The sequence below is a fragment of the Pseudomonas sp. Q1 genome, assembly GCF_009935975.1.
GTDB lineage: Bacteria > Pseudomonadota > Gammaproteobacteria > Pseudomonadales > Pseudomonadaceae > Aquipseudomonas > Aquipseudomonas palleroniana.
Window position 1 is genome coordinate 71,930 of record NZ_QODI01000003.1, and the last position, 25,951, is coordinate 97,880.

The window sequence follows — 25,951 nt, forward strand, 5'->3', positions numbered from 1 at the left end:
GATACACCGGCGGGGTCTAAACAGTAAGACTTCTCATGTGGGAGCAAGCCACTCCCACACTGGATCTCAAGCCTTGGCGGCGGCCAGGATCAGCGCCTTCATCTCGGCCACGGCGCCTTTGAAACCGACGAACAGCGCATGGGCCACCAACGCGTGACCAATGTTCAACTCGTTGATGCCCTTGATCGCCGCCACGGCTTCGACGTTGTGGTAGTGCAGGCCGTGGCCGGCATTGACGATCAGGCCGGCCTTGAGGCCGCAGCCCACGCCATCAATGATGCGTTGCAGTTCCTCGGCCACTTCGGTTGGCGTGGTGGCATCGGCGTAACGGCCGGTATGCAGTTCAATCGCCGGCGCGCCGACACGACGCGAGGCTTCGATCTGGCGCTCGTCGGCGTCGATGAACAGTGAGACTTCGCTACCGATCTTCGACAGGCGCTCCACGGCCGCCTTGATCCGGGCTTCCTGGCCGGCCACGTCGAGGCCGCCTTCGGTGGTCAGTTCCTGGCGAGTTTCCGGCACCAGGCAGATGTGCGCCGGGCGAATACGTTCGGCGAACTGCATCATTTCTTCGGTGACGCCCATTTCGAAGTTCATGCGGGTTTGCAGCACATCCTTGAGCACCAGCACGTCACGCTCCTGGATATGGCGGCGGTCTTCGCGCAGGTGCACGGTGATGCCGTCGGCGCCCGCTTCTTCAGCGTCCAGCGCGGCCTTGACCGGGTCAGGGTAACGGGTGCCCCGGGCCTGGCGCAGAGTGGCGACGTGGTCGATGTTGACGCCAAGAAGAATGCGGTTGCTGGTGGTCACGGAAGCGCTCCTGAAAAGGGAAAGAAACGCTGCACAGCATACACGGGGTTGTCAGGGCTTTCGAAACAACTCGCGACTGACCAGTGGCCGCCCCCCCAGATGCACGGCCAGGGCCTGGCGCATCAGGCGCTTGGCGGCGGACAAGGCACCCGGGGCGCTCCAGTCGGCTTCGCTCATGGCCAGCAGTTCAGTGCCCTGAAACAGGCCGGGTTGCAGCAGGTACACGCGCTCAAGGCCGGCGTCGACTTGCAGGCGGTACATGCCATCAGCGGCGATCGGTGCTCCGTGCAGGTCGTTGGCGAGCTCGAAGCCGTAGCCCAGATCATCCAGCAACCGCCATTCGAAGGCGCGCAGCAGCGGTTCCAGGGGGCGGCCTTCGGCGAGGGCCAACAGCGTGGCGGCGTAGTGATCGAAAACGGCCGGGTGCGGGTCTTCGGCGGGCAGCAGGCGGATCAGCAGTTCGTTGAGGTAGAGGCCGCTGAACAGCGCTTCGCCATTGAGCCAGGCCGAGGTGCCCAGGCTTTCCATGCGGCCGACGTTTTTCAGCTCGCCCTTGCCGCGAAACTCCACATCCAGGGCTACGAACGGCCGCGCCAATGTGCCCGCCTTACCCCGTGCGCTGCGCAACACCGCACGCAGGCGGCCTTGAGGGGTGAGGAAGTCCACCAGGGCACTGGTCTCGCGGTAGGCGCGGCTGTGCAGGACGTAGGCGGGTTGGCTGGTGGGCTGGGACATGGAGGCTCACTGCTGGAATGCATTTTTTGAAAACTGCACAAACCGAATGTAGGAGGGAGCAAGCCCCCTCCCACATTTTCAGTCCTGCGGTGTACTGCTTAAAGGTCGCCGTAGCCCAGGGAACGCAATGCGCGCTCGTCATCGGACCAACCACCTTTCACCTTCACCCACAGGTTGAGCATGATCTTGGAGTCAAACAGCAACTCCATGTCCTTGCGCGCTTCGGTGCCGATGCGCTTGATGCGCTCGCCCTTGTCGCCAATGATGATTTTCTTCTGGCCGTCACGCTCGACGAGGATCAGCGCATGGATATGCAGGGTCTTGCCCTGCTGCTTGAACTCTTCGATTTCCACGGTGATCTGATACGGCAGCTCGGCGCCCATCTGGCGCATGATTTTCTCGCGCACCAGTTCGGCGGCGAGGAAACGGCTGCTGCGGTCGGTGATCTGGTCTTCCGGGAAGAAGTGCTCGTTCTCCGGCAGGTGCTCGGCGATCACACGCTCCAGCGCATCGAGATTGTGCCCGTGCTGGGCCGAAATCGGGATGATCTGGGCGTTCGGCAGTTGTTCCTGCAGCCAGCTCAGGTGCGGCATCAGCTCGGCTTTGTCTTCGATGCGGTCGGTCTTGTTCAGGGCGACGATCAACGGGCCGGTGACATACTGCACGCGCTCCAGAACCATCTGGTCTTCGTCGGTCCACTTGGTGCGGTCAACCACGAAGATCACCACGTCGACGTCTTTCAACGCGGCCGAAGCCGTCTTGTTCATGTAGCGGTTGAGGGCTTTCTCGCCACCTTTGTGCATGCCCGGGGTGTCGACGTAGACCGCTTGCACGTTGCCTTCGGTCTTGATGCCCAGCATGTTGTGGCGGGTAGTCTGCGGCTTGCGCGAGGTGATCGCGAGCTTCTGGCCCAGGATGTGGTTCAGCAACGTGGATTTGCCCACGTTCGGGCGTCCAACGATGGCGACATAGCCACAGCGTGTTGCGGTTGAATCAGTCATGGCCATTCTCCACGCCCAGGGCAATCAGTGCTGCAGCGGCCGCTACCTGTTCGGCAATACGACGGCTCACACCCTGGCCTCGGCTTTTTTCGTTCAGTAAGGTGATTTCACATTCCACGAAGAATACGCGGCAATGGGGCTCACCCTGGATGTCCACCACTTCGTAGCGTGGCAGTTCGCAACCGCGCGACTGCAGGAATTCCTGCAGGCGGGTCTTGGGGTCTTTGTTGGTATCGACCAGCGTCAGACTCTCGATCTCGGAGGTCAGCCAGGCAGTGACGCGCTCCTTCGCCGCTTCCATGCCGGCATCGAGGTATATCGCACCGATCAGCGCCTCAAGGGCATCGGCCAGGATCGACTCGCGGCGGAAACCACCGCTTTTCAATTCGCCGGAACCCAGGCGCAGGTATTCGCCCAGGCCAAAACCACGGGCCAGTACCGCCAGGGTTTCGCCTTTCACCAACCGTGCACGCAGGCGTGACAGCTGGCCTTCGCGGGCTTGGGGGAAACGCTCGAACAACGCCTCACCGGCAACGAAATTGAGGATGGCATCACCGAGGAATTCCAGGCGCTCGTTATTACGCCCTGCAAAGCTGCGGTGTGTGAGGGCAAGGACCATCAATTCCTGGTCCTTGAAGGTGTAACCGAGCTGACGCTCGAGACGACTTAGAGAAACGGTCACGGTTTATCCATATCTAGTTGGTGGCACCGGCGGCCATCGACGATTGACGCAGTGTTCAAGTTCAAATCCTGATTGGTGTCGCATGAAGCCGGGCCAATGATTGTCCCAACCCCAGAAAAGCATTCGGCGCTGTGTGAACAGCGCCGTCTGTATTACTTGATCAGCCCGACCCGCGAGAAGTTCGGCAGGTGGCTGAGCTTGGGTTCCGGCCAACTCATCCAGACCGCAAAGGCCTTGCCGACAATGTTCTCGTCGGGAACCATGCCCAGCAGGTCCTTGGGAATGCTGGGGTCATCCCAGTAGCGGCTGTCGTTGGAGTTGTCCCGGTTGTCACCCATCATGAAGTAGTGACCGGCCGGCACTTTCCACTGGCCATCAGGCATTGCGCGGTAGCGGCTCATTTCCTTGCGGATTTCGTGCTCTACCGTACCGAGTTTTTCCTGGTACAGCTCGGCGCTGCCCAGGGTGTTCGGCTCGGTGCCCAGCAGCTTCTCGGCCACCGATTCACCGTTGACGAACAGACGCTTGTCGCTGGTGTAGCGGATCACGTCGCCCGGCAGGCCCACGACACGCTTGATGTAGTTGACGTTCGGGTCGCTTGGGTAGCGGAACACCATCACATCGCCGCGCTGCGGGTCACCCACCGGGATGACTTTCTTGTCGATCACCGGCAGGCGAATCCCGTAGGAGAACTTGTTCACCAGGATGAAGTCGCCCACGTCCAGGGTAGGTTTCATCGACCCCGACGGGATCTGAAACGGCTCCACCAGGAAGGAGCGCAACACCAGCACGATGAACAGTACCGGGAAGAACGACTTGCCGTATTCAACCAGCAGGGGCTCTTTGTTCAGCTTTTCGACCACCACCGCATCGGGCTGGCTGACGCTGCCCTGATAGGAGGCGATAGCCGCCCGCCGACGCGGGGCGAAGAACACCAGATCGAGCAACGCCAGGAGACCGCAAACGGCAACGGCGATGACCAGCAACAGCGGGAAATTTAGCGACATAGGACCTAACTATCCAACCTGAGCACCGCAAGGAAGGCTTCTTGTGGAACTTCCACGTTACCTACTTGCTTCATGCGTTTTTTACCGGCCTTTTGCTTCTCAAGCAGCTTGCGCTTACGGCTTACGTCACCGCCGTAGCATTTGGCCAGTACGTTCTTTCTGAGAGCCTTGACGGAGGTCCGCGCAATGATCTGCCCGCCGATGGCGGCCTGGATCGCGACGTCGAACATCTGGCGCGGAATCAGTTCTTTCATCTTCTCGGTCAACTGCCGACCTTTGTAGTGCGCGTTGTCCTTGTGCACGATCAACGCCAGTGCATCTACCTTGTCGCCGTTGATCAGCACATCCAGTTTCACCAGATTAGCCGATTGGTAACGATCGAAATGGTAATCCAGCGAAGCATAGCCGCGACTGGTGGACTTGAGGCGGTCGAAGAAGTCCAGAACCACTTCGTTCATCGGCATATCGTAGGTCACTTGCACCTGCGTACCGAGGAACAGCATGTCGCGCTGGACGCCACGCTTCTCGATGCACAAGGTGATGACGTTGCCCAAGTGCTCCTGCGGAACCAGGATATTGGCCCGCACGATAGGCTCGCGCATGTCTTCGATCGCCGACAGATCCGGGAGCTTGGACGGGTTATCGACGTAAATCGTTTCACCGGTTTTCAGCAACAGTTCAAAAATAACCGTTGGCGCGGTGGTGATCAGGTCCAGGTCGTATTCGCGCTCAAGGCGCTCCTGGATGATTTCCATGTGCAGCATGCCCAGGAACCCGCAACGGAAGCCGAAGCCCAGGGCGTCGGAGCTTTCCGGGGTGTACTGCAACGACGAGTCGTTGAGGGTCAGTTTTTGCAGGGCTTCGCGGAAATCTTCGAAGTCGTCGGAACTGACCGGGAACAGGCCAGCGTAGACCTGTGGCTGAATGCGCTTGAAGCCCGGCAGTACGTCGACGTCCGGCGTGCTGCTCAAGGTCAGGGTGTCGCCCACTGGCGCACCGTGAATGTCCTTGATACCGGCGATGATGAAACCTACTTCACCGGCTTTCAGATCAGCGGTCGCGGTGTGTTTCGGGTTGAATACACCGACGCTGTCCACCAGGTGGATCTTGCCGGTGGATTTGACCAGGATCTTGTCGCCCTTCTTCACGCGGCCGTGGCGCACGCGAACCAGGGAAACAACGCCCAGGTAGTTGTCGAACCAGGAGTCGATGATCAACGCTTGCAGCGGGTCTTCGATGTTGCCGGTCGGGGCGGGAATGGTGTGCACCAGGCGCTCGAGCACTTCGTCGACACCCAGGCCGGTCTTGGCGCTGCAGGTGACGGCGTCGGTGGCATCGATGCCGATGATCTTCTCGATCTCTTCCTTGACGCGCTCAGGCTCGGCCTGGGGCAAGTCGATCTTGTTCAGCACGGGCATCACTTCCAGGCCCTGCTCGATCGCGGTGTAGCAGTTGGCAACCGACTGCGCTTCAACGCCCTGGCCGGCGTCAACCACCAGCAAGGCACCTTCGCAGGCCGCCAGGGAACGGCTGACTTCGTAGGTGAAATCGACGTGGCCTGGGGTGTCGATGAAGTTCAGCTGGTAGGTAATGCCGTCTTTGGCCTTGTAGTACAAAGTAACGCTGTGGGCCTTGATGGTGATCCCGCGCTCGCGCTCGAGGTCCATGGAATCCAGTACCTGGGCTTCCATTTCACGCTCGGCGAGGCCGCCGCACATCTGGATGAATCGATCGGCCAGCGTCGACTTGCCATGGTCAATGTGGGCGATGATGGAGAAATTGCGGATATGACTCAAATCACTCACGGGTCAACACTCAAAAAGGCTGCAGGCAGATTGCCCGCTGAAAAATAGCCGGGAATTGTACCTGATGCTCAGGCCAGACGTCATCTTTGCTGACCAGAACAAAAATGCCCCGATCTCTCGAACGGGGCATTTTTTGTTCATAAGCGCAGTATCAACCGGCCCGGCGCAGCAGCCACAACCCGGCCACGGCGCAGATCGCCGTCGGCACCAGCACCGCAAACAGCGGAGAAAAACCGAACACCAGGCTTGATGGGCCAAGCAGATCCTGGGCGATACGGAAAGTAAAGCCCACCAGCACGCCGGTGAATACCCGCTGGCCGAGGGTCACTGAACGCAGCGGACCGAAGATGAAGGAAATCGCCATCAAGACCAACGCAGCGGTGACCACCGGTTGCAGCACCTTGACCCAGAACGCCAGCCAGTAGCGCCCGTTATTCAGGCCCTGGTCCTTGAGGTAGTGGATATAGCTCCACAAACCGGAGATCGGCAGGGCTTCCGGGACCATCACCACGGTATTGAGCAGTTCCGGCTTCAGGGCGATGTCCCATGGCTCGGAGGCCACGTTGATCACTTCGGTGCTGGCCTTGGTGCCTTGGCCCACATTGCGGAAATAGGTGGTGGTGACATCACTCAACTCCCACTTCTCGGCACTGTACTGCGCACGCTTGGCAAAGCTGGAAGTCAGCATGTGCCGCTCTTTGTCGAAGGTATAGCGGGTTACCCCGATCAACAGGCCGCCCGGCTGCACAGCGTTGATATGGATGAACTCGTCTCCCTGGCGGTGCCACAGACCGTGCTTGGCGCTTTGCGCATCCCCCGAACCCTGGGCCAGGGCGCGATTGGCCTGGGCCGTGGCTTCGGCAGGCGGCGCTACGTATTCACCGACCAGCACGCTGCAGGCCATCAGCAGGAGCATGGGCTTCATCACCGCCCAGACGATACGCCCGATGGACACACCGGCGGCACGCATGATGGTCAGTTCGCTGCTGCTGGCCAGGCTGCCGAGGCCGATCAGGCAGCCGATCAGCGCCGCCATCGGCATCATGTCGTAGACACGACGAGGCGCGGTCAATGCGACGAAGCTCAATACGTCCGTGACGGTATAGGTGTCAGTGACGTTGCCGACTTCGTCGATGAAAGCGAACAACGAGGCCAGGCCAAGGATGATGCCCAACACCGCCAGGATGGCGATCAGTACGCTGCTACCTATATAGCGATCAAGCTTAGCCACGGGCCAACTCCTTCAGGCCACGACGGCTCTTCATTTTCAAACGGATAGGTTCCCAGTAGAGCAGCCCCAGGCCGATCGCCAGGAATATCCCATGCACCCACCACAGGCCCAGGGCCGGCGACAACCTGCCCTTCTCCAGGGAGCCACGGGCGGAAATCAGGATGGTCAGGTAGGCCATGTACAGCAGGATCGCCGGCAGCAGCTTGAGGAAACGGCCCTGGCGCGGGTTGACCCGGGACAGCGGCACGGCCATCAAGGTCACGATGAACACCAGCAGCGGCAGGGAAATCCGCCATTGCAACTCGGCGATGGAGCGCAGTTCCTGGCTGCCGAACAACGAGGCAGTCGGGAGCGCGTCGCGGTCGGTTACCTCTTCACTGATTTCAGGCTTGGCCAGCATCACACCATAAGTGTCGTACTTGATCGCCCGATAGTCCGCGAGGCCAGGGCTGCCGTCATAACGATAGCCATTTTCCAGGATCAGGTAGCGGCTGCCGTCAGGGCGTACTTCCTGGCGCCCGCTATTGGCCACCAGAATCGAAATGCCGCGGTCTTTCTGGTTCTGGCCGAAGTTTTTCTGGGAAATGAACACACCACCGAGGTTGGAGCGGTCATCGGTCATGGTTTCGGTATAGGTCACCCGCGTGCCGTCGTTGAGCGCCTGGAAGCGCCCGGGCTCCAGGGTGTCGAACTCGGTCATCGCATCCTGTTTGTTCAGCAGCAGCTGGAACTGCATGGCGCCCTGGGGCGCCAGACTCATGCTCAACCATGCCACCACCAGGGCAACGCCGGCGGCCGGCACCAGGGTCATGGCCAGCAGACGCTGCTGGCTCATGCCGGTGGCCGAAAGCACGGTCATTTCACTTTCGAGGTACAACCGGCCATAGGCCAGCAGAATGCCCAGGAACAGGCCAAGCGGCAGGATCAACTGCAGGAAGCCCGGCAGGCGAAAGCCCATGATCAGGAACAGCGAGCCCGGGTCCAGAGCCCCGGAAGCGGCCTGGGCCAGGAATTTGACGAAACGACCACTCATGGTGATGACCAGCAATACCGCACTCACGGCACTCAGGGTCAACAGGACTTCGCGGGACAGATAACGGAAGACGATCAAACCAGACACTCCAGGGTTGTCAGGCTAAGGCGGCCAAACAAGCAAGCATAACGAGTCGACCCGTTTGCACGGGCCGGCTAAAAAGATTGCGCATTATCCTGTGATTGACCGCGCCTGTCACGGAGCTTACTCATGCGCGTGCACAAAGCATGTGGCAAGGGTTGTCAGGTTCCGTCGGCGAGGTTCAAACTGCGGCCTTTGCCGCTGGCGGTTTACCAAGCCGCCAGGCGTTAAAGCCTGCGTACAAACCTCAGGCTCACAGACCTTGATAAGGGACCCGAAAATGGAATTGGTTGTAAAAAGCGTTAGCCCCGAAACGTTGAAAACCGCCACCCTCGTGGTCGCTGTCGGCGAAGGCCGCAAACTCGGCACCGCCGCCAAGCAGCTGGACGAATTGAGCGGTGGCGCCATCAGCGCCGTGCTCAAGCGCGGCGACCTGGCCGGCAAAGTCGGCCAGAGCCTGCTGCTGCAAAGCCTGCCCAACCTCAAAGCCGAGCGCGTCTTGCTGGTTGGCGTGGGCAAGGACGCCGAACTGGGCGACCGTCCGTTCCGAAAGATCATCAGCGGCATCCTCAGCACCCTCAAGGACCTGGGCGGTAGCGAAGCGACGGTGGCACTCGATGAAATCGTCGTAAAAGGCCGCGACAGCTACGGCAAGACGCGCCTGCTGGCCGAGACCCTGGTCGACGGCGGTTACATCTTCGACCAGTTCAAGAGCCAGAAAGCCGAACCCCGCGCCCTGAAAAAAATCACCCTGCTGACCATCAAGGCCGCCCAGGCTGAAGTCCAGCGCGCCGTGACCCACGCCCAGGCCATCGCCAATGGCATGTCGTTCACCCGCGACCTCGGCAACCTGCCGCCGAACATCTGCCATCCGACCTTCCTCGGCGAACAGGCCAAGGCACTGGGTAAAGAGTTCAAAGGCTTGAAAGTCGAAGTGCTCGACGAGAAGAAGATCAAGGAACTGGGCATGGGCTCGTTCTATGCCGTGGGCCAGGGCAGCGACCAGCCGCCACGCTTGATCGTGATGCAATACAACGGCGGCAAGAAGTCCGAGAAGCCTTACGCCCTGGTGGGTAAAGGCATCACCTTCGACACCGGCGGCATCAGCCTCAAGCCGGGCCTGGGCATGGATGAGATGAAGTACGACATGGGCGGCGCCGCCAGCGTCTTCGGGACCCTGCGTGCCGTGCTGGAGCTGAAACTGCCGATCAACCTGGTGTGCATCCTGGCCTGTGCCGAGAACATGCCGAGCGGCGGCGCTTCGCGTCCGGGCGACATCGTCACCACCCTGAGCGGCCAGACCGTCGAAATCCTCAACACCGACGCCGAAGGCCGCCTGGTGCTGTGCGATGCCCTCACCTATGCCGAGCGCTTCAAGCCGCAGGCCGTGATCGACATCGCCACTCTCACCGGCGCCTGCGTCGTCGCCCTGGGTTCCCACACCTCGGGCCTGCTGGGCAACAACGACGAGCTGATCGAGCAACTGCTCAGCGCCGGTAAAGCCGCCGACGACCGCGCCTGGCAATTGCCGCTGTTCGATGAGTACCAGGAACAGCTGGATAGCCCGTTTGCCGATATCGCCAACATCGGCGGCCCGAAAGCCGGCACCATCACCGCGGCCTGCTTCCTGTCGCGCTTCGCCAAGAACTTCAACTGGGCGCACCTGGACATCGCCGGCACGGCCTGGACCAGCGGCGGCAAGGACAAGGGAGCCACTGGTCGTCCGGTTCCACTGCTGACCCAGTACCTGCTGGATCGCGCCAAGGCCTAACCCTGTAGGAGCGAGAATGTCGTGGCGAGGGAGCTTGCTCCCGCTGGACTGCGCAGTAGTCCCCAGCTTTTCTGGGGCCGCTTCGCGCCCCGGCGCAAGCAAGCTTGCTCGCCACAATACGCTCGCTTTTATCCCGGTTGAGGCCGTTCAGGAACCGCAATGACCCAAGTCGACTTCTATATATTGCCCAGCGCCGACCCGCTCGCGCGCCTGGACTTTGCCTGCAAACTCACCGAAAAGGCCTGGCGCATGGGCCACCGCATTTACCTGCATTGCAGCGATGCCGCCCAACGTGACGAGCTCGATGCCCGCCTGTGGCGCTTCAAGGGTGAAAGCTTCGTGCCTCACGGCCCCGCCGAATCCGAACCCGACGGCCTGGTCGTCCTGGGATTGGGCGACAGCTGCGGCGATCACCATGACCTGCTGGTCAACCTCGACCTGAAAGTACCGCCCTTTGCCAAGGCGTTCGCCCGGGTGGCGGAAGTGGTGGTGGAAGATCCGGCTATTCGTCAGGCCGCGCGGGAGAGTTTCCGTTTCTACCGCGAACAGGGCTATCCTCTGCAAGATCACCGGCTACAACGACTTTGAGTAAATGATGGACACTTCCAACCCTTTAAAAAAAGACGACCACCTGCTGGACGACCTGGAGTCGATCCGCAAGTTGCTGGGTGATGATGACTTGCAACCGCCGCTGCTGACCGAGACGGTCGAAGGCGAGGTACAGATTCCGCTGCTGTTCGACATGGTCGGCGGCAAACCCGTCGCACCGGAACCGGTTGCGCAGGCGCCCGCCGTCGAGCCGGCCCCCGCCGAAAAAGGCCAAGACGCCCTGCTGCTGCACCTGGACAACGAACTGCGCGCCGCCGCGCAACTGATCATGCAGGACGTGATCGACGACTTTGCCCCGCACATCGAAACCGAGATCAAGCGCCGGCTGGATGCGCGGATGGAGCGGTTGCTCAGCCAGTATCAGTCTTAAATCAAACAAAGATCCTCTGTGGGAGGGGGCTTGCTCCCGATAGCGGGGTATCAGCTACCCCTGAACTGGCTGGTCCACTGCTATCGGGGGCAAGCCCCCTCCCACATTTACCCCCCATACACGTCAAGCCCGTCTTCGCCTCGCCCTGCGCCCTATCCCCCGTTATACTTGCCGGCTTTCCTGAATTAATGCCAACTAGGGTCCCGCCGCGCATGGATAAGACCTACCAGCCGCACGCCATCGAAACTTCCTGGTACAACACCTGGGAATCCGAGAATTATTTCGCCCCGCAAGGCGCGGGCGATTCCTACACCATCATGATTCCGCCACCGAACGTCACTGGCAGCCTGCACATGGGCCATGGCTTCAACAATGCGATCATGGATGCGTTGATCCGTTTCCGCCGTATGCAGGGTCGCGACACCCTGTGGCAGCCGGGCACCGACCACGCCGGTATCGCCACCCAGATGCTGGTGGAACGCCAACTCGAGGCCACCGGCCAGAACCGTCACGACCTGGGCCGCGAGAAATTCCTCGAGAAAGTCTGGGAATGGAAAGACCAGTCCGGCGGCAATATCAGCCGTCAGATCCGTCGCCTCGGCTCGTCCGTAGACTGGAGTCGCGAACGCTTCACCATGGACGATGGCCTGTCGGAAGCGGTGAAGGAAGCCTTTGTGCGCCTGCATGAAGACGGCCTGATCTACCGCGGCAAGCGCCTGGTCAACTGGGACACCAAGCTGCACACGGCGATCTCCGACCTCGAAGTGGAAAACCACGACGAGAAAGGTTTCCTGTGGAACCTCAAGTATCCGCTGGCCGATGGCGCCAAGACTGCTGAAGGCAACGATTACCTGATCGTCGCGACCACCCGTCCGGAAACCATGCTCGGCGACGCCGCCGTAGCCGTCAACCCGAACGATGAGCGCTACCAGGCGCTGATCGGCAAGTTCGTCGAACTGCCGCTGGTCGGCCGTCGCATCCCGATTATCGCGGACGACTACTGCGACCCAGAATTCGGCACCGGCTGCGTGAAAATCACCCCGGCCCACGACTTCAATGACTACGAAGTCGGCAAGCGCCACAACCTGCCGCTGCTGAACATCTTCGACAAAAATGCCGCCGTCTTGCCGGCCTGCCAGGTCTTCAACCTGGACGGTACGCTGAACGACAGCATTGACGGCAAGATCCCGGCTGAATACGTCGGCCTCGACCGTTTCGAAGCACGCAAGCAGATCGTCGCCGCCTTCGACGCCGCCGGCCTGTTGGTCAGCGTTGACGACCACGGCCTGAAAGTGCCGAAGGGCGACCGCTCCGGCACCGTGATCGAGCCGTGGCTGACCGACCAGTGGTACGTGTCCACCAAACCGCTGGCAGAACCTGCGATCGCCGCCGTGGAAGATGGCCGCATCCAGTTCGTGCCCAAGCAGTACGAAAACATGTACTTCTCGTGGATGCGCGACATCCAGGACTGGTGCATCAGCCGTCAACTGTGGTGGGGCCACCGCATTCCGGCCTGGTACGACGAATCGGGCAAGGTCTATGTAGGCCGCGATGAAGCCGAAGTCCGTGCCAAGCACAACCTCGGTGCCGACATTGCGCTGCAACAGGACAACGACGTACTGGACACCTGGTTCAGTTCGGGCCTGTGGACCTTCTCTACCCTGGGCTGGCCGCAGCAGACCGAATTCCTCAAGAAATTCCACTCTACCGACGTGCTGGTCACCGGCTTTGACATCATTTTCTTCTGGGTCGCCCGGATGATCATGCTGACCATGCACCTGGTGAAGAACGAAGATGGCACGCCGCAGGTACCATTCAAGACCGTGTACGTGCACGGGCTGGTGCGTGATGGCCAGGGCCAGAAGATGTCCAAGTCCAAGGGCAACGTGCTGGACCCGCTGGACATCATCGACGGCATCGACCTGGAAACCCTGGTGCAGAAACGCACCTCGGGCCTGATGCAGCCGAAGCTGGCGAAGAAGATCGAGAAGCAGACCCGCGACGAGTTTGCCGACGGCATCGCCAGCTACGGCACCGATGCCCTGCGCTTCACCTTCTGCTCGCTGGCGTCCACCGGTCGCGACATCAAGTTCGACATGGGCCGCGTCGAAGGCTATCGCAACTTCTGCAACAAGATCTGGAACGCGGCGCGCTACGTGCTGGATAAAGGCGAAGACTGCGGCCAGAACGGCGAAGCCTACGAGCTGAGCCTGGCCGACCGCTGGATCATCTCGCAGTTGCAGCGCACCGAAGCCGAAGTCACCCGCCAACTTGACCAGTTCCGTTTCGACCTGGCCGCACAGGCCTTGTACGAGTTCATCTGGAACCAGTATTGCGACTGGTACCTGGAGCTGTCCAAGCCCGTGCTGTGGGACGAGAACGCGCCGATCGAACGCCAGCGTGGCACCCGTCGCACCCTGGTGCGCGTGCTCGAAGTGGCACTGCGCCTGGCGCATCCGTTCATGCCGTTCATCACCGAAGAAATCTGGCAGCGCCTGGCGCCGCTGGCCGGTATCGAAGGCAAGACCATCATGCTGCAACCTTGGCCGGTGGCCAACGAAGCGCGCATCGATGAGGCGGCCGAAAGCGATATCGAATGGCTCAAGACCCTGATGCTCGGCACGCGCAACATCCGCGCCGAGATGAACATCGGGCCGGGCAAGCCACTGGCGGTATTCGTCAAGAACGCCAGCGCCGAAGACCAGCGTCGCCTCAGCGAGAACGATGCACTGCTCAAGAAGCTGGCGAAGCTGGAGTCCATCACTGTCTTGGCTGATGGCGCCGAAGCACCGCTGTCCGCCACCGCATTGGTGGGCGACATGGAAGTGCTGGTGCCGATGGCCGGCCTGATCGACAAGGGCGCCGAACTGGCGCGCCTGGACAAGGAAATCGCCCGCCTGCAAGGCGAAGTGCAGCGGGTGGGCGGCAAGTTGTCCAACGCGGCTTTTGTCGACAAGGCGCCGGCTGAAGTGATCGACAAAGAGCGCGCCAAGCTCGCCGAGGCTGAACAGGCCCTGGGCAAGCTGGCGGAGCAGCATGCGCGGATTTCCAGCCTGTAAGGCGGAACCTGTGTGAAAAAAGAGACCTTCGGGTCTCTTTTTTTTGCCTGGAACTCCCCAATTCCAGGCTGGCAATACAATCAAGGTGGAAGGGGACCTGCCCTCTCCCACATTTGCCCGAGATCACCTCGGGATGTGTGACAATGCTCGCCACTTTGAGCCAACACCAGAATCATCATGACCGCCCCCAGTACGCCAAAACCTCCGCGCAAGAAGCCTAAAACCGCAGCCACGGCCAAACCCGTCGTGCCGCGCAAAGAGGCCACTCTGCACCCGCGCAACCGTCACACAGGCCGTTACGACTTCCCGGCGCTGATCAAGATCACGCCGGAACTGGCGAAGTTCGTGATCATCAACCCGTACGGCAAGGAAAGCATCGACTTCGCTAGCCCGGAGGCGGTGCGGGTCTTCAACCGGGCGCTGCTCAAGGCCTTCTATGGTATCCAGCACTGGGACATCCCTGCCGACTACCTGTGCCCACCGGTGCCTGGGCGCGCCGACTACGTGCACTTCCTCGCCGACCTGCTGGCCAGCACCAATGACGGCAAGATCCCGCGCGGTTCTATCGTCAAGGTGCTGGACGTCGGCATGGGCGCCAACTGCGTCTACCCCCTGATTGGCTACATGGAGTACCGCTGGAACTTCCTGGGCTCGGACGTCGACCCTGTCGCCGTGGCCGCAGCCAAGGCCATCGTGCAGTCCAACGACCTGGGCAAAGTCATTCAACTGCGCCAGCAACCCAATCCCAAGCAGATCCTGCTGGGGTTGCTGGAACCGGGCGAGCGCTTTGACCTGACGATGTGCAACCCACCATTCCATGGGTCCATGGAGGAAGCCACCAAGGGCAGCGAACGCAAGTGGCGTGCCTTGGGCAAGGCGGATCCCAAGCGCAAGTTGCCGGTATTGAATTTCGGTGGCCAATCGGCCGAGTTGTGGTGTGAAGGCGGTGAAGCGCGGTTTGTGACGCAGCTGATTGCCGAGAGCGCGCATTTTGCCCACAAGGTGTTGTGGTTCAGCACCCTGGTGTCAAAAGCGTCGAACCTGCCCGCGATCGAGACGGCACTGAAAAAGGCCGGCGCGCTGGAAAGCCAGGTGGTGGAGATGTCCCAGGGGCAGAAACAAAGCCGTTTCGTCGCCTGGACCTTCCAGACCAAGAACGAACAACTGATCTGGCGCCAACGCTGGGTCCGCAACTGACCCCTGTAGCGAGCGGGCTTGCCCGCGCTGGGCTGCGAAGCAGCCCCATACCAGACACTGCATTTTTCCTGCCTGACCACAATTGCCGGTTTTAGGGCGGCTTCGCCACCCAGCGCGGGCAAGCCCGCTCACTACAAGGCAAATCGCAGGCAATAAAAAACCGTGCCCGGATCGCTCCGGAGCACGGTTTTTTTGCTGCGTCTTACTTGTTAACAGCGTCGGTCAGGCCTTTGGCCACAACCAGCTTGATAACTTTCTTGGCAGCGATTTCGATGGCAGCGCCAGTCGAAGGGTTACGGCCAGTACGGGCAGGACGCTCGGTCACTTTCAGTTTGCCAACGCCTGGCAGAGTGATTTCGCCGCCGTTTTCCAGCTGATCAGCAACAACTTGGCTCAGTTGGTCCAGCAGAGCGCGCACGGTAGTTTTCGGTGCGTCTACTGCTTCAGCCAGGTCAGCGATCAGTTGGTCTTTAGTAATAGCCATTGTGGTGTTCCTTCCCTATCAAATTCATATGGATTGCAGAGTGCAGTGTCAGCCATCGAGCCCGACCGTCTAGGCCTGGCACCCCAGGCTTAATAACCGCGGAGATCGGGGTTATAGATGCTTGAAACGGGGATTGGTTCGACCTGACAGATGCTGAATGCACGCTTAACGCCGAGACTTGGCGTAAGACGGGGCAAAACTAGCACAGAGACGGGGAAATATCCGCCTCTACCTAGCCATTTGGTCAGCTTTATCGCTCTAAACCGTGAAAAAAAGGCATATGCCCCGTCAGAGAGCATCCAAAATAGCCTTCCAGGCGTGTCTTGACCAATGGGTGCGGTACACTGGGCGACTTTTCGGGGAGGCCACCGGCTCCCCTTCAACCAGCCGAGAAGCCTATGCCGATCCGTCATTGCATCGTCCACCTGATCGACAAAAAACCCGACGGCACACCCGCAGTTCTTCACGCCCGCGATACGGAGCTGTCCGAATCCGCCGCCATCGAGAATATGCTTGCCGACCTCAACGAGAGCTACAACGCCAAACAAGGCAAGGCCTGGGGGTTCTTCCATGCCGAGTCCGGCGCGCACCCGTTCAGCGGCTGGTTGAAGGAATATTTCGACGGTGCCCAGGATTTCACCCGTTTCAGCCGGATGGCAGTCGAGCACCTGCAAAAGCTGATGGAGGAGTCCAACCTCTCCACCGGCGGCCACGTGCTGTTTGCGCATTACCAGCAAGGCATGACCGATTACCTGGCCATTGCCCTGCTGCACCACAGTGAAGGTGTGGCGGTGACCGACGAGCTGGACGTGACCCCGTCGCGCCACCTCGACCTTGGCCAACTGCACCTGGCGGCGCGGATCAATGTGTCCGAGTGGCAGAACAACAAGCAATCCAAGCAGTACATCTCGTTTATCAAGGGCAAGAACGGCAAGAAGGTCTCGGAGTACTTCCGCGACTTCATCGGTTGCCAGGAAGGCGTCGACGGGCCGGGCGAGACCCGCACCTTGCTCAAGGCCTTCAGCGACTTCGTCGAAAGCGAAGACCTGCCGGACGAATCCGCCCGCGAGAAAACCAAGACCCTGGTGGATTACGCCAGCAGCCAGGCCAAGCTCGGCGAACCCATGGGCCTGGAAGAACTGTCGGGCTTGATCGATGAAGATCGGCCAAAAGCGTTCTACGACCATATCCGCAACAAGGACTACGGCCTGTCGCCGGAAATCCCGGCGGATAAGCGCACCCTCAACCAGTTCCGCCGTTTCACCGGCCGCGCCGAAGGCTTGTCCATCAGCTTCGAGGCGCACCTGCTGGGCGACAAGATCGAGTACGACGAAGCCGCCGGCACCTTGATCATCAAGGGCCTGCCGACCCAACTGACCGACCAGCTCAAGCGCCGCAACTGATGCTCGGCGGGGTGTTCAAGAAAGTCTTGCTGGTGTTGCTGGTGGTGGTTGTAATCCAGAACTGGGGCAAGATCGAGCGGGTGTTCAACCCCTCGCAGGTGGTTTCGGAGCCGATACGCGCCTCGGCGCGCGTGGTGCTCTACTCCACAGAGTGGTGTGGCTACTGCAAGCAGACCCGCCGCTTCCTGGACCAGAAAGGCATCCCCTACCAGGCTTTCGACATCGAGAAGGACGCCCAGGCGCGCAAGGCATATGAGGCGTTGGGAGGTGGCGGTATTCCGTTTGTGGACGTGAACGGCACGTTGATCCGTGACTACAACCCGGACGCGATCATGGCCGCGCTGAAGTAATCCATTCTACAAAACACAGCAGAACTCCATGTGGGAGGGGGCTTGCTCCCGATAGCAGTGTGTCAGCGCCAGCTGTTCTGGCTGATTCACCGCCATCGGGAGCAAGCCCCCTCCCACATGGGGTTCTGCGGCGCTTTTATCTTAGGTGTGACTAGCGCAAGACAATCATCCGGCCAAGAATCTCGTGCTGCTCAAACCCCAGCACCGCCTGCAAGGCATTCAACACGGCTTGCGGGTCTTTGCTCGGAAAGCTGCCACTCACACGTTTGCCGGCCATCTCGTCGTTGAGCAACAGAATGCGCCCGGGGTAGTAACGCCCCAGATCCTTGACCACATCGGCCAAGGGCGCCTTGTAGTAGTTGAGCCAACCGTCACGCCAGGCCAGGCGTGATTCGCTGTCGACCGGGTGCATAGGTTCGGCGACACCGTCGGCGTAGGCCACTTGCTGGCCTGCCGTCAGAATTTGTTGCTGGCCCTGCCTGGAAGGCGTCACTGCAACCCGCCCGGAAAGCACCGTCACCTGGGCACCCGCCGGTTGCAGGCGCACCTCGAACTGCGTGCCCAGCACCCGCGCTTCACCGCTGTCGGCGCCCACTACAAAGGGTTGGCCGGTGTGAGTCACGCTGAAAAAACCGGCGCCGCGACGCAATTGGATATGGCGCTCGCCCTGGCTGAAATCCACGGCAATGGCACTGTCGGCATCCAGGGTCACTTGGGATTGATCGGCCAGGGTGACGGTCCTCACCTCACCGGGCGCCGTCACATAGTCGGCGCCCAAGTCATCGACCCAGCGCGACGGCTGCCAGGTTGCGCCCATGCACACCATCAACAGAAGGCTCGCAGCTATCGCCAGTGCACCGGACCAGCGCACCACCCGTGAGCGCTTGGGGGTGTTCATCGCATTGAGGTAGCCCTGCAAGACCAGCGCCTCTTCATCCGCCAGTTGACGTGCCGGCACTTCACTCAGCTCCCACAGCACCTGCGCCTGGGAGTAAGCCTCGACGTGCGCCGGGTCGGCGCGCAACCACCGGCTGAAGGTCGCCTGGTCGCCACTGCTGGGCTGGTCGTGCAACAGGCTCAACCAGTCGAGCGCGGCCTGCTCCTGAGCGGGTGTGGGGGTGACGTTCACGGTGCTTTCCCTGGCGTGCGTGGAGGCGGCGGTTCACGAAGGCTGGCCTTGCAGGCTTCGAGGGCACGCATCATATGTTTTTCCACGGCACTTTGGGACAAGCCCATGGCCTGGGCGATCTGCGCATACTTGCGGCCATGGATGCGGTTAAGCAGAAAAATCTGCCGGGTGCGCTCCGGCAAACTGCGCAAAGCGGCTTCGACATGGCGCAAATCATTGCCCGCTTCGAGTGCCGCCTGGGGTTCACAGCCTCGGTAGTCCTGCTGCTCCGGCAACCAGCCTTCGCTGCTGCGCACCCGCGCACTTTCGCTGCGTAGATGGTCGATGGCAATGTTGCCCGCGCAGCGCAACAGGTAGGTGCTGAGTTCTTCGACTTGCACCAGCGGCCGGCGCCAGAAACGCAGGAACAGGTCCTGCACCAGGTCGGCCGCCGTGGCACGGCAACCCACGCGGCGGCTGACCAACGCTTCCATCTGCGAGCGCTGGGACAAGAACACCTGCAGGAAATGCGCACGCCCACTGGCCGCATCGGCGTGCGGGTGGTCCTGGGATTCCGGTGGGGTGCCGACCCTCATGGCAGCATCCGCCAACACAGCACCGCCAACAGAATCACGGGCGCCACTACGACACGCGACGTCGCGGCCAGTCGGTAGGAAGCGGACAGTGAGGTTGTGCTGTGCATGCGGGAGGCGCCAGGATCATCAATGCGCGATATTAATGATAAATATTCTCATAAGCAAAAGAGAACGGATGAATCACCTGCGTCCTTTATTGAGCTGCAGGATTGCCCAACGTTGTCACGCAACCTACAATGCGAACAATTCTTGTTCTCTGACGCACACCAATGTTCGTGGAGTGATCGCGTTGCAGCCGTCCAACACCGTCGAAGTCCTGTACCACGACCATCACCACTGGCTCACCGGCTGGTTGCGACGCAAGCTCGGCTGCCCTGAAAGTGCCGCGGACCTGGCGCAAGACACCTTTATCCGGGTGCTGACCGCACGGGAAACCCCAACCCTGATCGAACCCCGCGCCTTCCTCACCACCGTGGCCAAGCGTGTCCTGTTCAATTACTACCGTCGCCAGGACTTGGAACGCGCCTACCTCGACGCCTTGGCGCAACTGCCCGAGCACGTCGCGCCTTCGGAAGAAGAACGCGCCATCATCCTGCAAACCCTGCTCGAGCTGGACCAACTGCTCAACGGCCTGCCGCTTCAAGTCAAACGCGCCTTCCTGCTGGCCCAGCTCAACGGCCTGACCTACGCGCAAATCGGCGCGGAACTGGGCATCTCGATTGCCACCGTCAAACGCCACCTGAATAAAGCAGCCATGCGTTGCTACTTTGCCCTATGAACTTCTCGACCCACGTCGCCGAGCAGGCCGTGCACTGGCTGATGGAAATGCAGCAAGGTGGCCTCAACCCGCGCCAGCATGCGGCCTGGCAACAGTGGCTGGCGGCCCACAGCGAGCATCAGCGCGCCTGGGAGCATATGCAACGCGTTAACCAGCGCCTGCGCGGCATGCCTTCGCCCCTGGCCCATGCGGCGTTGAACGCGCCGAAGTCCAACAGCCGGCGCCAGGCGCTGAAGTTGCTGCTGATCCTCGGCGCGGGGTCGGCGGCGGCCTGGGGCCTGCGCCAGCAACACATTCTGCCGCCACTGAGTGCCGACTATCGCAGCCCCGTAGGCCAGCGTCGCAAAGTGCAGTTGGCCGACGGCAGCCAGTTGCAGCTCAACACCGGCAGCGCGGTGGATGTGCACATGGATGGCCGGCAGCGCTCGATCCGCCTGCTCGACGGCGAAATGCTGCTGACGGCCCGGGCGGGTCATTCGCCCCTGCGTGTGCTGACCGGCCAGGGCCTGCTCAGCAGCCAGGCGGCGCGCTTGAATGTGCGCCAGTTCAACGACCACACCCAACTGGCGGTACTCGACGGCCACGTCGAGGTCATGCCCGACCACTACAGCGGCCTGCCACTGATCGTCGAAGCCCGCCGCCAGGTGAATTTCACTCGCAAAGGCTGGGACACCCCGCGCCCCGTCGACGCCAACAGCGGCGCCTGGGCCGATGGCATGCTGATGGCTGCGCATATGCGCCTGGAAGATTTCCTCACCGAGCTGGGACGCTACCGCCGCGGTCAGCTCAATTGCGACCCGCAGGTGGCCAACCTGTTGCTGTCCGGCAGTTATCCGCTGGACGACAGCGAACGCATTCTCGATCTGCTGGAAGTCAGCCTGCCGGTCAAGGTTCGCCGCTTCACGCGTTACTGGGTGAGCGTGCAGGCACGCGCCTGAAAATATTTTCGACAACCGTGAGCCGTTTTCCAGCCCTCGCGTGACAGAGAAGGAAAGCCACCTTGATCCTTCCTTCTCAGGACCGCCCTTTATGCTCCAGCAACCCACCCCTCTCGCCCGCGCCCTGCGCCAACTCCTGCTCGGCGCCAGCCTCAGTTTCGCCGTGCTGCCCCAGGTGATGGCGGCCGATGCCAAGCCCTATCACATCGCACCGGCTTCGCTGGAAGCGGCCCTGAACCAATTCGGGCGAGAAGCGGGTGTGCTGATTTCCTTCGGCTCCGAGCTGACGGCCGGCATGCAAAGCCGGGGTCTATCCGGCAACTACGGCGCCGCCGACGGCTTGCAAAAACTGCTGGAAGGCACCGGCCTGCAAGCCCGCGCCGAGGGCAACAATGCCTATAGCCTGCAACCGGCCAACGCCCCCACGACGGTCGAACTGCAAACCTCCAATGTCGTCGGCGACTGGCTCGGCGATGCGCAGCAAACCAACGTGTTCGAACACCCCGGCGCCCGTGACGTGATCCGCCGCGAAGCATTCGAACGCCAGGGCGCAACGCAGGCCCGCGACGTGCTCAACCGCATCCCCGGCGTCAACGCTCCGGAAAACAACGGCACCGGCAGCCATGACATGGCGCTGAACTTCGGTATTCGCGGCCTCAACCCACGGCTGGCCTCGCGCTCCACGGTGTTGATGGATGGCATTCCGGTGCCCTTCGCACCGTATGGCCAACCCCAGCTTTCATTCGCCCCGATCAGTACGGGCAACATGGATGCAGTGGACGTGGTACGCGGTGGCGGCGCCGTGCGTTATGGCCCGCAAAACGTCGGCGGTATCGTCAACTTCGTGACCCGCGCTATCCCGGACGCACCGACGGTCAAAGGTGGCTTGCAGACCGAGACCAGCCCGTCTTCCAGCCACGATGGCTTCAAGACCAGCGGCAACCTGCTGGCCGGCGGCACGGCCGACAACGGCCTGGGCGGCGCGATTCTGTATTCCGGCACCCGTGGCGGCGACTGGCGCGAAAACAGCAACACGCGCATCGACGACCTGATTCTCAAGGGCAATTACCAGCTCGACGACGCCAACAGCTTCAATACCATGGCTCAGTACTACGAAGGCCAGGCCGATATGCCCGGCGGCTTGAACGTAAAGGACTACAAGGCGGACCCGTACCAGTCCACCCGCCCCTACGACAAATTCTGGGGCCGCCGTACGATGTTCAACGCCGGTTATCGCTACCAGGAAGACCGCCGTGAGTTCACCGCCAACACGTTCTTCACCACCACCTTGCGTAACGGCTACCTGGACCAGGGCAACTTCCTTTCACTGTCACCCCGCGAATACTGGGTACGCGGCCTGGAAACCCGCTTCGCCCAGGGCTTCGACCTCGGCCCCAGCCGCCATGAGGTCGGCATCGGCTACCGCTACATCAGCGAAGCCGGTCACGAAATGCGCTATCGCACGCCGATCACCGCCAACCAGCAAATGCCCGATACCAACAGCCGCAACGACCGCGACACGCGTGGCGCCACCGAGGCCAATGCGTTGTTCGTCGATGACCGCATCGACATCGGCAAGTGGACCATCACGCCGGGCGTGCGCTACGAGATGATCGAGTCCCAGCAAACCAACAACCTGACCAACGTCAAATACAAGGGCGACTACAACACCGCACTCCCGGCGTTGAACGTGCTCTACCACCTCACCGAAGACTGGAACCTCTACGCCAACACCGAAGGCTCGTTCGGCAGCGTGCAATACAGCCAGATGCCCAACCGCGTAGCCAGCGGCGAAGGAAGCCGGAAAAAGCCCGTACCTGGGAACTGGGTACCCGTTATGACAACGGCAACCTGCGTGCGGAAATCGGCGCGTTCCTGATCAACTTCGACAACCAGTACGACAGCAACCAGACCAACGACACCGTGATCGCCCGGGGCGAAACGCGCCATCAGGGCATCGAATCGAGCGTCAACTACGCCCTCGATGCGTTGAGCCCGGCGCTCACAGGCTTTGATGTCTACGCCACCTACGCTTACGTCGACGCGACCATCCGCGAAGACGGCCCGAACAAAGGCAACCGCGTGCCGTTCTCGTCCAAGCACAAAGGCACCCTGGGCGTGGGTTACACCGAAGGCCCCTGGAAGCTCAACCTGGACAGCAGCTACCAGAGCAGCCAGTTCGCCGATAACGCCAATACCCGGGCGGAAAGTGCCGACGGCGCCAACGGACGCATCCCCGGCTACATGCTGTTCAGCAGCCGCGCGGCGTATGACTTCGGCCCGCAGTTGTCAGACCTGAACGTGGCGGTCGGTGTGAAAAACATCTTCAACAAGCAGTACTACACCCGTTCGTTCGACGACAACAACAAGGGCAAATACGTCGGCGAGCCGCGCACGGTCTACGTGCAAACCTCCATCGCGTTCTAACTGCCCGCCAGGCAGCTGGGGGTGCCCGCCACCAAGGCGTCGATGGCGCAGCGCACCTTGGCGGGCATATGCGCAGCCGTCGGCCAGATCACATGGATCGGCGCAGGCTGGGCGCGGTGGTTCGGCAACACCGCTTCCAACTGCCCACGCAGCACATAATGCGCAATCAGCCAGCTCGGCAACCAGGCCAGGCCGACGCCCGCAATCGCGGCATCGGCCACGGCCTGGAGGTCGTCGAGCATCAACATCGATGCCACCCCAGAGCGAAAGGACGTATTGCAACGGTAGGCAATGCCTCGGTGACCGGCGAGGTCATCAATACAGTCAATCGGCCCGACACGCTGCAAGTACGCCGGTGAAGCGGCCAACCCGACCGACTGCTCACCCAGGCGGCGGGCGCTCAGACGGTCGGTGTCCGGTAACGGGCCGATGCGCACGGCGACGTCGAAGCCTTCCTGCACCAGGTCCGTGAGCCGGTCAGAGAATGAAATCTCGATCTCCAATTGCGGGTAAAGGTCCATCAAGCCCCACAAGGCAGGCGCCGCATAATGGTGGCCGAACGCCAATGGCAAGCTTGCGCGTAGACGCCCACGCGGCTGTTGTCGGCCGCTTTCGAGCACCGACTCGGCAGCTTCCAGTTCGGCCAGTGCACGCAGGCAATGCTCGTGATAGGCCTGCCCATCTTCCGTCAGACGCTGGCGACGGGTGGAACGCTGCAACAGGCACGTGCCCACGGCAGAGCGCGTGAGGTTCAGACGTTCGGCGGCTTCAGTCAGGCTGCCGCTCTCGACGATTTGCAGAAACAGTTCAACACCGTCGAAACGTGGAGTGGCCATGGTTTTATTGTCGCTCCTGAATCCCCTATCCAGGGAAAACTTATCACGAATAAAGAATTCTTTTCCCGCGAGAATAAACCCTCATTCAATCCAAAGGAATTGCCCATGCCGCCCGCCGCCGCTGTATCGGCCGTCAGCGCCCCACGGACCGCCAGAGATGGCCTCGCCCTCACCGCTGTGTGCCTCGTTGCACTGATGTTCGGCCTGGAAATCTCCAGCGTGCCGGTCATCCTGCCCACCCTCGAACAACAATTGGGCACAGGCTTCCAGGATGCCCAATGGATCATGAACGCCTACACCCTGGCCTGTACCAGCGTGCTGATGGCAGCGGGCACCCTGGCCGATCGCTTTGGCCGACGGCGCATGCTGGTGTTGTGCTTGTGGCTGTTCGGCCTGGCTTCGCTGGCCTGTGGGCTGGCCGATACGGCGCCCATGCTGATCGCGGCGCGTTTTGTCCAGGGTGTGGGCGCCGGAGCCATGATGATTTGTCAGTTCGCCATTCTTTCGCACCAGTTCCGGGAGCCGGCGGCGCGTGCGCGGGCCTTCGCGGTATGGGGCGTGATTGCGGGCCTGGGCCTGGGCTTCGGGCCCATGGTAGGGGCCTTGATCCTGGCGATCGCGGATTGGCGCTGGGTGTTCCTGGTGCATGTGCCGCTGACCCTGCTGACCCTGGCGTTGCTGCGGGTCAGCGTGCAGGAATCGCGGGACCCGGCGGGTCATCGCCTGGACATCGCCGGCATGCTCACCTTGACGCTGTCGGTATTCGCGCTGGTGTACTTCATCACCCAAGGCAGCGAGCACGGCTTCGGCTCACCGGCCATGCTCGCTTGGGCTGGTCTGTCGTTGATCGGGTTGCTGTTGTTTGTGGTCATTGAGCGGCGCAGCGAGCATCCGATGTTCGACTTCTCGGTGTTCCGCATCCAGCGTTTCAACGGCGCGTTGATGGGCTCGGTCGGTATGAATTTCAGTTTCTGGCCGTTCATGATCTACCTGCCGCTCTATTTCCAGGCGGGCCTGGGCTATGACACCCTGACCACCGGCGGCGCCCTGCTGGCCTACACCTTGCCGACCTTGCTGGTGCCGCCGCTGGCTGAACGCCTGGCGCTGCGCTATGGCGCCGAACGGATCATCCCCGTGGGCCTGGGTTTGATGGGCGCCGGGTTTATCGCCATGGCCCTGGTCAACGGTACCGAGCAACCGAGTATCGTGCTGATGCTGTGCAGTTGCGTCATCGCGGGCACGGGTTTGGCGCTGACCAATTCGCCGACCACCAACACCACCACCGGCTCGGTCTCGGCCGACCGTGCGGGCATGGCGTCGGGTATCGATCTCAGTGCACGGCTGATTACCCTGGCGCTCAATATCGCGCTGATGGGGCTGGTGTTGCTGCTCGGGATCAGTCATCAACTGGCCAGCTTGCTGCCCGAATCCACAGCAGCAGACTGGCCGGCGATCAGCCAGCATCTTGCCGCGGGCAAGCTGGACGTGCCGGGGCTGACCGTGACAGACGCCCAGGCGGCGCTGCGCCATGGCGCCGGTTGGGCGATGCTCTTCGCCGGTATCGGTGCTGGCGGCCTGGCACTCTTGAGCCGGTATTTTTTCCGCAGCCGTTAAACGAAAACGGGCCTGCATCTGCAGGC

22 protein-coding genes and 1 pseudogene are annotated in these 25,951 nt (G+C 61.4%); 11 read left to right on the top strand and 12 right to left on the bottom strand.

Annotated elements, in window-relative coordinates; all coding sequences use genetic code 11:
• Positions 1-66 precede the first annotated feature (66 nt).
• The 8 genes from pdxJ to lptF all read right to left on the bottom strand — a co-directional run bounded on the left by pdxJ (position 67) and on the right by lptF (position 8,382).
• On the bottom strand, positions 67-810 hold the full coding sequence (gene pdxJ, locus DK870_RS05430) for a pyridoxine 5'-phosphate synthase (RefSeq protein WP_104995604.1): 744 nt from the start codon (positions 808-810) through the stop codon (positions 67-69).
• A gap of 51 nt (positions 811-861) precedes the next feature.
• A complete protein-coding gene (gene recO, locus DK870_RS05435) occupies positions 862-1,545 on the bottom strand; it encodes a DNA repair protein RecO (protein WP_060754486.1) in 684 nt (227 codons plus the stop codon).
• A 98-nt stretch (positions 1,546-1,643) separates the two neighbouring features.
• Entirely contained in the window at positions 1,644-2,546 is a 903-nt protein-coding gene (gene era / locus DK870_RS05440; protein ID WP_016978271.1) for a GTPase Era, read from the bottom strand.
• On the bottom strand, positions 2,539-3,228 hold the full coding sequence (rnc, locus tag DK870_RS05445; RefSeq protein WP_033902449.1) for a ribonuclease III: 690 nt from the start codon (positions 3,226-3,228) through the stop codon (positions 2,539-2,541). Before rnc ends, era begins: the two co-directional genes overlap by 8 nt.
• Before the next feature lie 152 nt (positions 3,229-3,380).
• The gene (gene lepB, locus DK870_RS05450) at positions 3,381-4,235 is read right to left on the bottom strand and encodes a signal peptidase I (protein ID WP_060754982.1); all 855 of its coding nucleotides are present in this window, start codon (positions 4,233-4,235) and stop codon (positions 3,381-3,383) included.
• A gap of 5 nt (positions 4,236-4,240) precedes the next feature.
• On the bottom strand, positions 4,241-6,040 hold the full coding sequence (gene lepA / locus DK870_RS05455; protein WP_090366560.1) for a translation elongation factor 4: 1,800 nt from the start codon (positions 6,038-6,040) through the stop codon (positions 4,241-4,243).
• Positions 6,041-6,191: 151 nt separating this feature from the next.
• On the bottom strand, positions 6,192-7,271 hold the full coding sequence (lptG, locus tag DK870_RS05460) for an LPS export ABC transporter permease LptG (protein ID WP_060754984.1): 1,080 nt from the start codon (positions 7,269-7,271) through the stop codon (positions 6,192-6,194).
• The gene (lptF, locus tag DK870_RS05465) at positions 7,264-8,382 is read right to left on the bottom strand and encodes an LPS export ABC transporter permease LptF (protein ID WP_060754985.1); all 1,119 of its coding nucleotides are present in this window, start codon (positions 8,380-8,382) and stop codon (positions 7,264-7,266) included. The genes lptG and lptF overlap by 8 nt, the downstream gene beginning before the upstream one ends.
• Positions 8,383-8,665: 283 nt before the next feature.
• Between lptF and DK870_RS05470 the strand changes: the two genes are divergently transcribed.
• The 5 genes from DK870_RS05470 (at position 8,666) to rlmF (ending at position 15,391) form a co-directional block, all read left to right on the top strand.
• On the top strand, positions 8,666-10,156 hold the full coding sequence (locus tag DK870_RS05470) for a leucyl aminopeptidase (protein WP_161548205.1): 1,491 nt from the start codon (positions 8,666-8,668) through the stop codon (positions 10,154-10,156).
• Positions 10,157-10,315: 159 nt separating this feature from the next.
• On the top strand, positions 10,316-10,744 hold the full coding sequence (locus tag DK870_RS05475; protein ID WP_060754987.1) for a DNA polymerase III subunit chi: 429 nt from the start codon (positions 10,316-10,318) through the stop codon (positions 10,742-10,744).
• Positions 10,745-10,751: 7 nt separating this feature from the next.
• Positions 10,752-11,135 carry a hypothetical protein gene (locus DK870_RS05480; protein ID WP_060754988.1) on the top strand — a complete coding sequence of 128 codons (384 nt, stop codon included), beginning with the start codon at positions 10,752-10,754 and terminating at the stop codon, positions 11,133-11,135.
• Between the two features lie 212 nt (positions 11,136-11,347).
• Complete coding sequence (locus DK870_RS05485; RefSeq protein WP_090366567.1) at positions 11,348-14,194, top strand: valine--tRNA ligase; 2,847 nt, start codon at positions 11,348-11,350, stop codon at positions 14,192-14,194.
• A gap of 177 nt (positions 14,195-14,371) precedes the next feature.
• Positions 14,372-15,391: a 23S rRNA (adenine(1618)-N(6))-methyltransferase RlmF gene (gene rlmF / locus DK870_RS05490; RefSeq protein WP_161548206.1), complete on the top strand. Its 1,020-nt coding sequence runs from the start codon at positions 14,372-14,374 to the stop codon at positions 15,389-15,391.
• A gap of 202 nt (positions 15,392-15,593) precedes the next feature.
• On the opposite strand, the gene DK870_RS05495 is transcribed toward rlmF, so the two are convergent.
• The gene (locus DK870_RS05495; RefSeq protein WP_003188840.1) at positions 15,594-15,875 is read right to left on the bottom strand and encodes an HU family DNA-binding protein; all 282 of its coding nucleotides are present in this window, start codon (positions 15,873-15,875) and stop codon (positions 15,594-15,596) included.
• 398 nt (positions 15,876-16,273) lie between these two features.
• Here DK870_RS05495 and yejK point away from each other — a divergent pair, with 398 nt between their 5' ends.
• Positions 16,274-17,278 (top strand): nucleoid-associated protein YejK, encoded by a 1,005-nt coding sequence (gene yejK, locus DK870_RS05500; RefSeq protein ID WP_090366571.1) that lies wholly within the window; start codon positions 16,274-16,276, stop codon positions 17,276-17,278.
• Positions 17,278-17,628, top strand: coding sequence for a glutaredoxin family protein (locus DK870_RS05505; RefSeq protein WP_060754993.1), 351 nt, complete (start codon positions 17,278-17,280; stop codon positions 17,626-17,628). The genes yejK and DK870_RS05505 overlap by 1 nt, the downstream gene beginning before the upstream one ends.
• Before the next feature lie 151 nt (positions 17,629-17,779).
• Here DK870_RS05505 and DK870_RS05510 read toward each other — a convergent pair whose 3' ends face one another.
• Both DK870_RS05510 and DK870_RS05515 read right to left on the bottom strand, forming a co-directional pair.
• Entirely contained in the window at positions 17,780-18,757 is a 978-nt protein-coding gene (locus DK870_RS05510) for a FecR family protein (protein WP_161548207.1), read from the bottom strand.
• Complete coding sequence (locus DK870_RS05515) at positions 18,754-19,332, bottom strand: RNA polymerase sigma factor (RefSeq protein WP_161548208.1); 579 nt, start codon at positions 19,330-19,332, stop codon at positions 18,754-18,756. The genes DK870_RS05510 and DK870_RS05515 overlap by 4 nt, the downstream gene beginning before the upstream one ends.
• 289 nt (positions 19,333-19,621) lie before the next feature.
• Between DK870_RS05515 and DK870_RS05520 the strand changes: the two genes are divergently transcribed.
• From DK870_RS05520 to fecA, 3 genes and pseudogenes are all read left to right on the top strand, one after another.
• The gene (locus DK870_RS05520; RefSeq protein WP_161548209.1) at positions 19,622-20,110 is read left to right on the top strand and encodes a sigma-70 family RNA polymerase sigma factor; all 489 of its coding nucleotides are present in this window, start codon (positions 19,622-19,624) and stop codon (positions 20,108-20,110) included.
• A complete protein-coding gene (locus DK870_RS05525) occupies positions 20,107-21,048 on the top strand; it encodes a FecR domain-containing protein (RefSeq protein ID WP_090366578.1) in 942 nt (313 codons plus the stop codon). Before DK870_RS05520 ends, DK870_RS05525 begins: the two co-directional genes overlap by 4 nt.
• 91 nt (positions 21,049-21,139) lie before the next feature.
• Positions 21,140-23,475: pseudogene (gene fecA, locus DK870_RS05530) on the top strand (TonB-dependent Fe(3+) dicitrate receptor FecA).
• On the opposite strand, the gene DK870_RS05535 reads toward fecA, so the two are convergent.
• Positions 23,472-24,311 (bottom strand): LysR family transcriptional regulator, encoded by an 840-nt coding sequence (locus DK870_RS05535; RefSeq protein ID WP_161548210.1) that lies wholly within the window; start codon positions 24,309-24,311, stop codon positions 23,472-23,474. The pseudogene fecA and the gene DK870_RS05535 sit on opposite strands and share 4 nt — an antisense overlap.
• Before the next feature lie 105 nt (positions 24,312-24,416).
• On the opposite strand from DK870_RS05535, the gene DK870_RS05540 reads away from it, so the two are divergent.
• Positions 24,417-25,925, top strand: a complete 1,509-nt coding sequence (locus DK870_RS05540; RefSeq protein ID WP_161548211.1) for an MFS transporter — start codon at positions 24,417-24,419, stop codon at positions 25,923-25,925.
• The last annotated feature ends 26 nt before the right edge of the window (positions 25,926-25,951 follow it).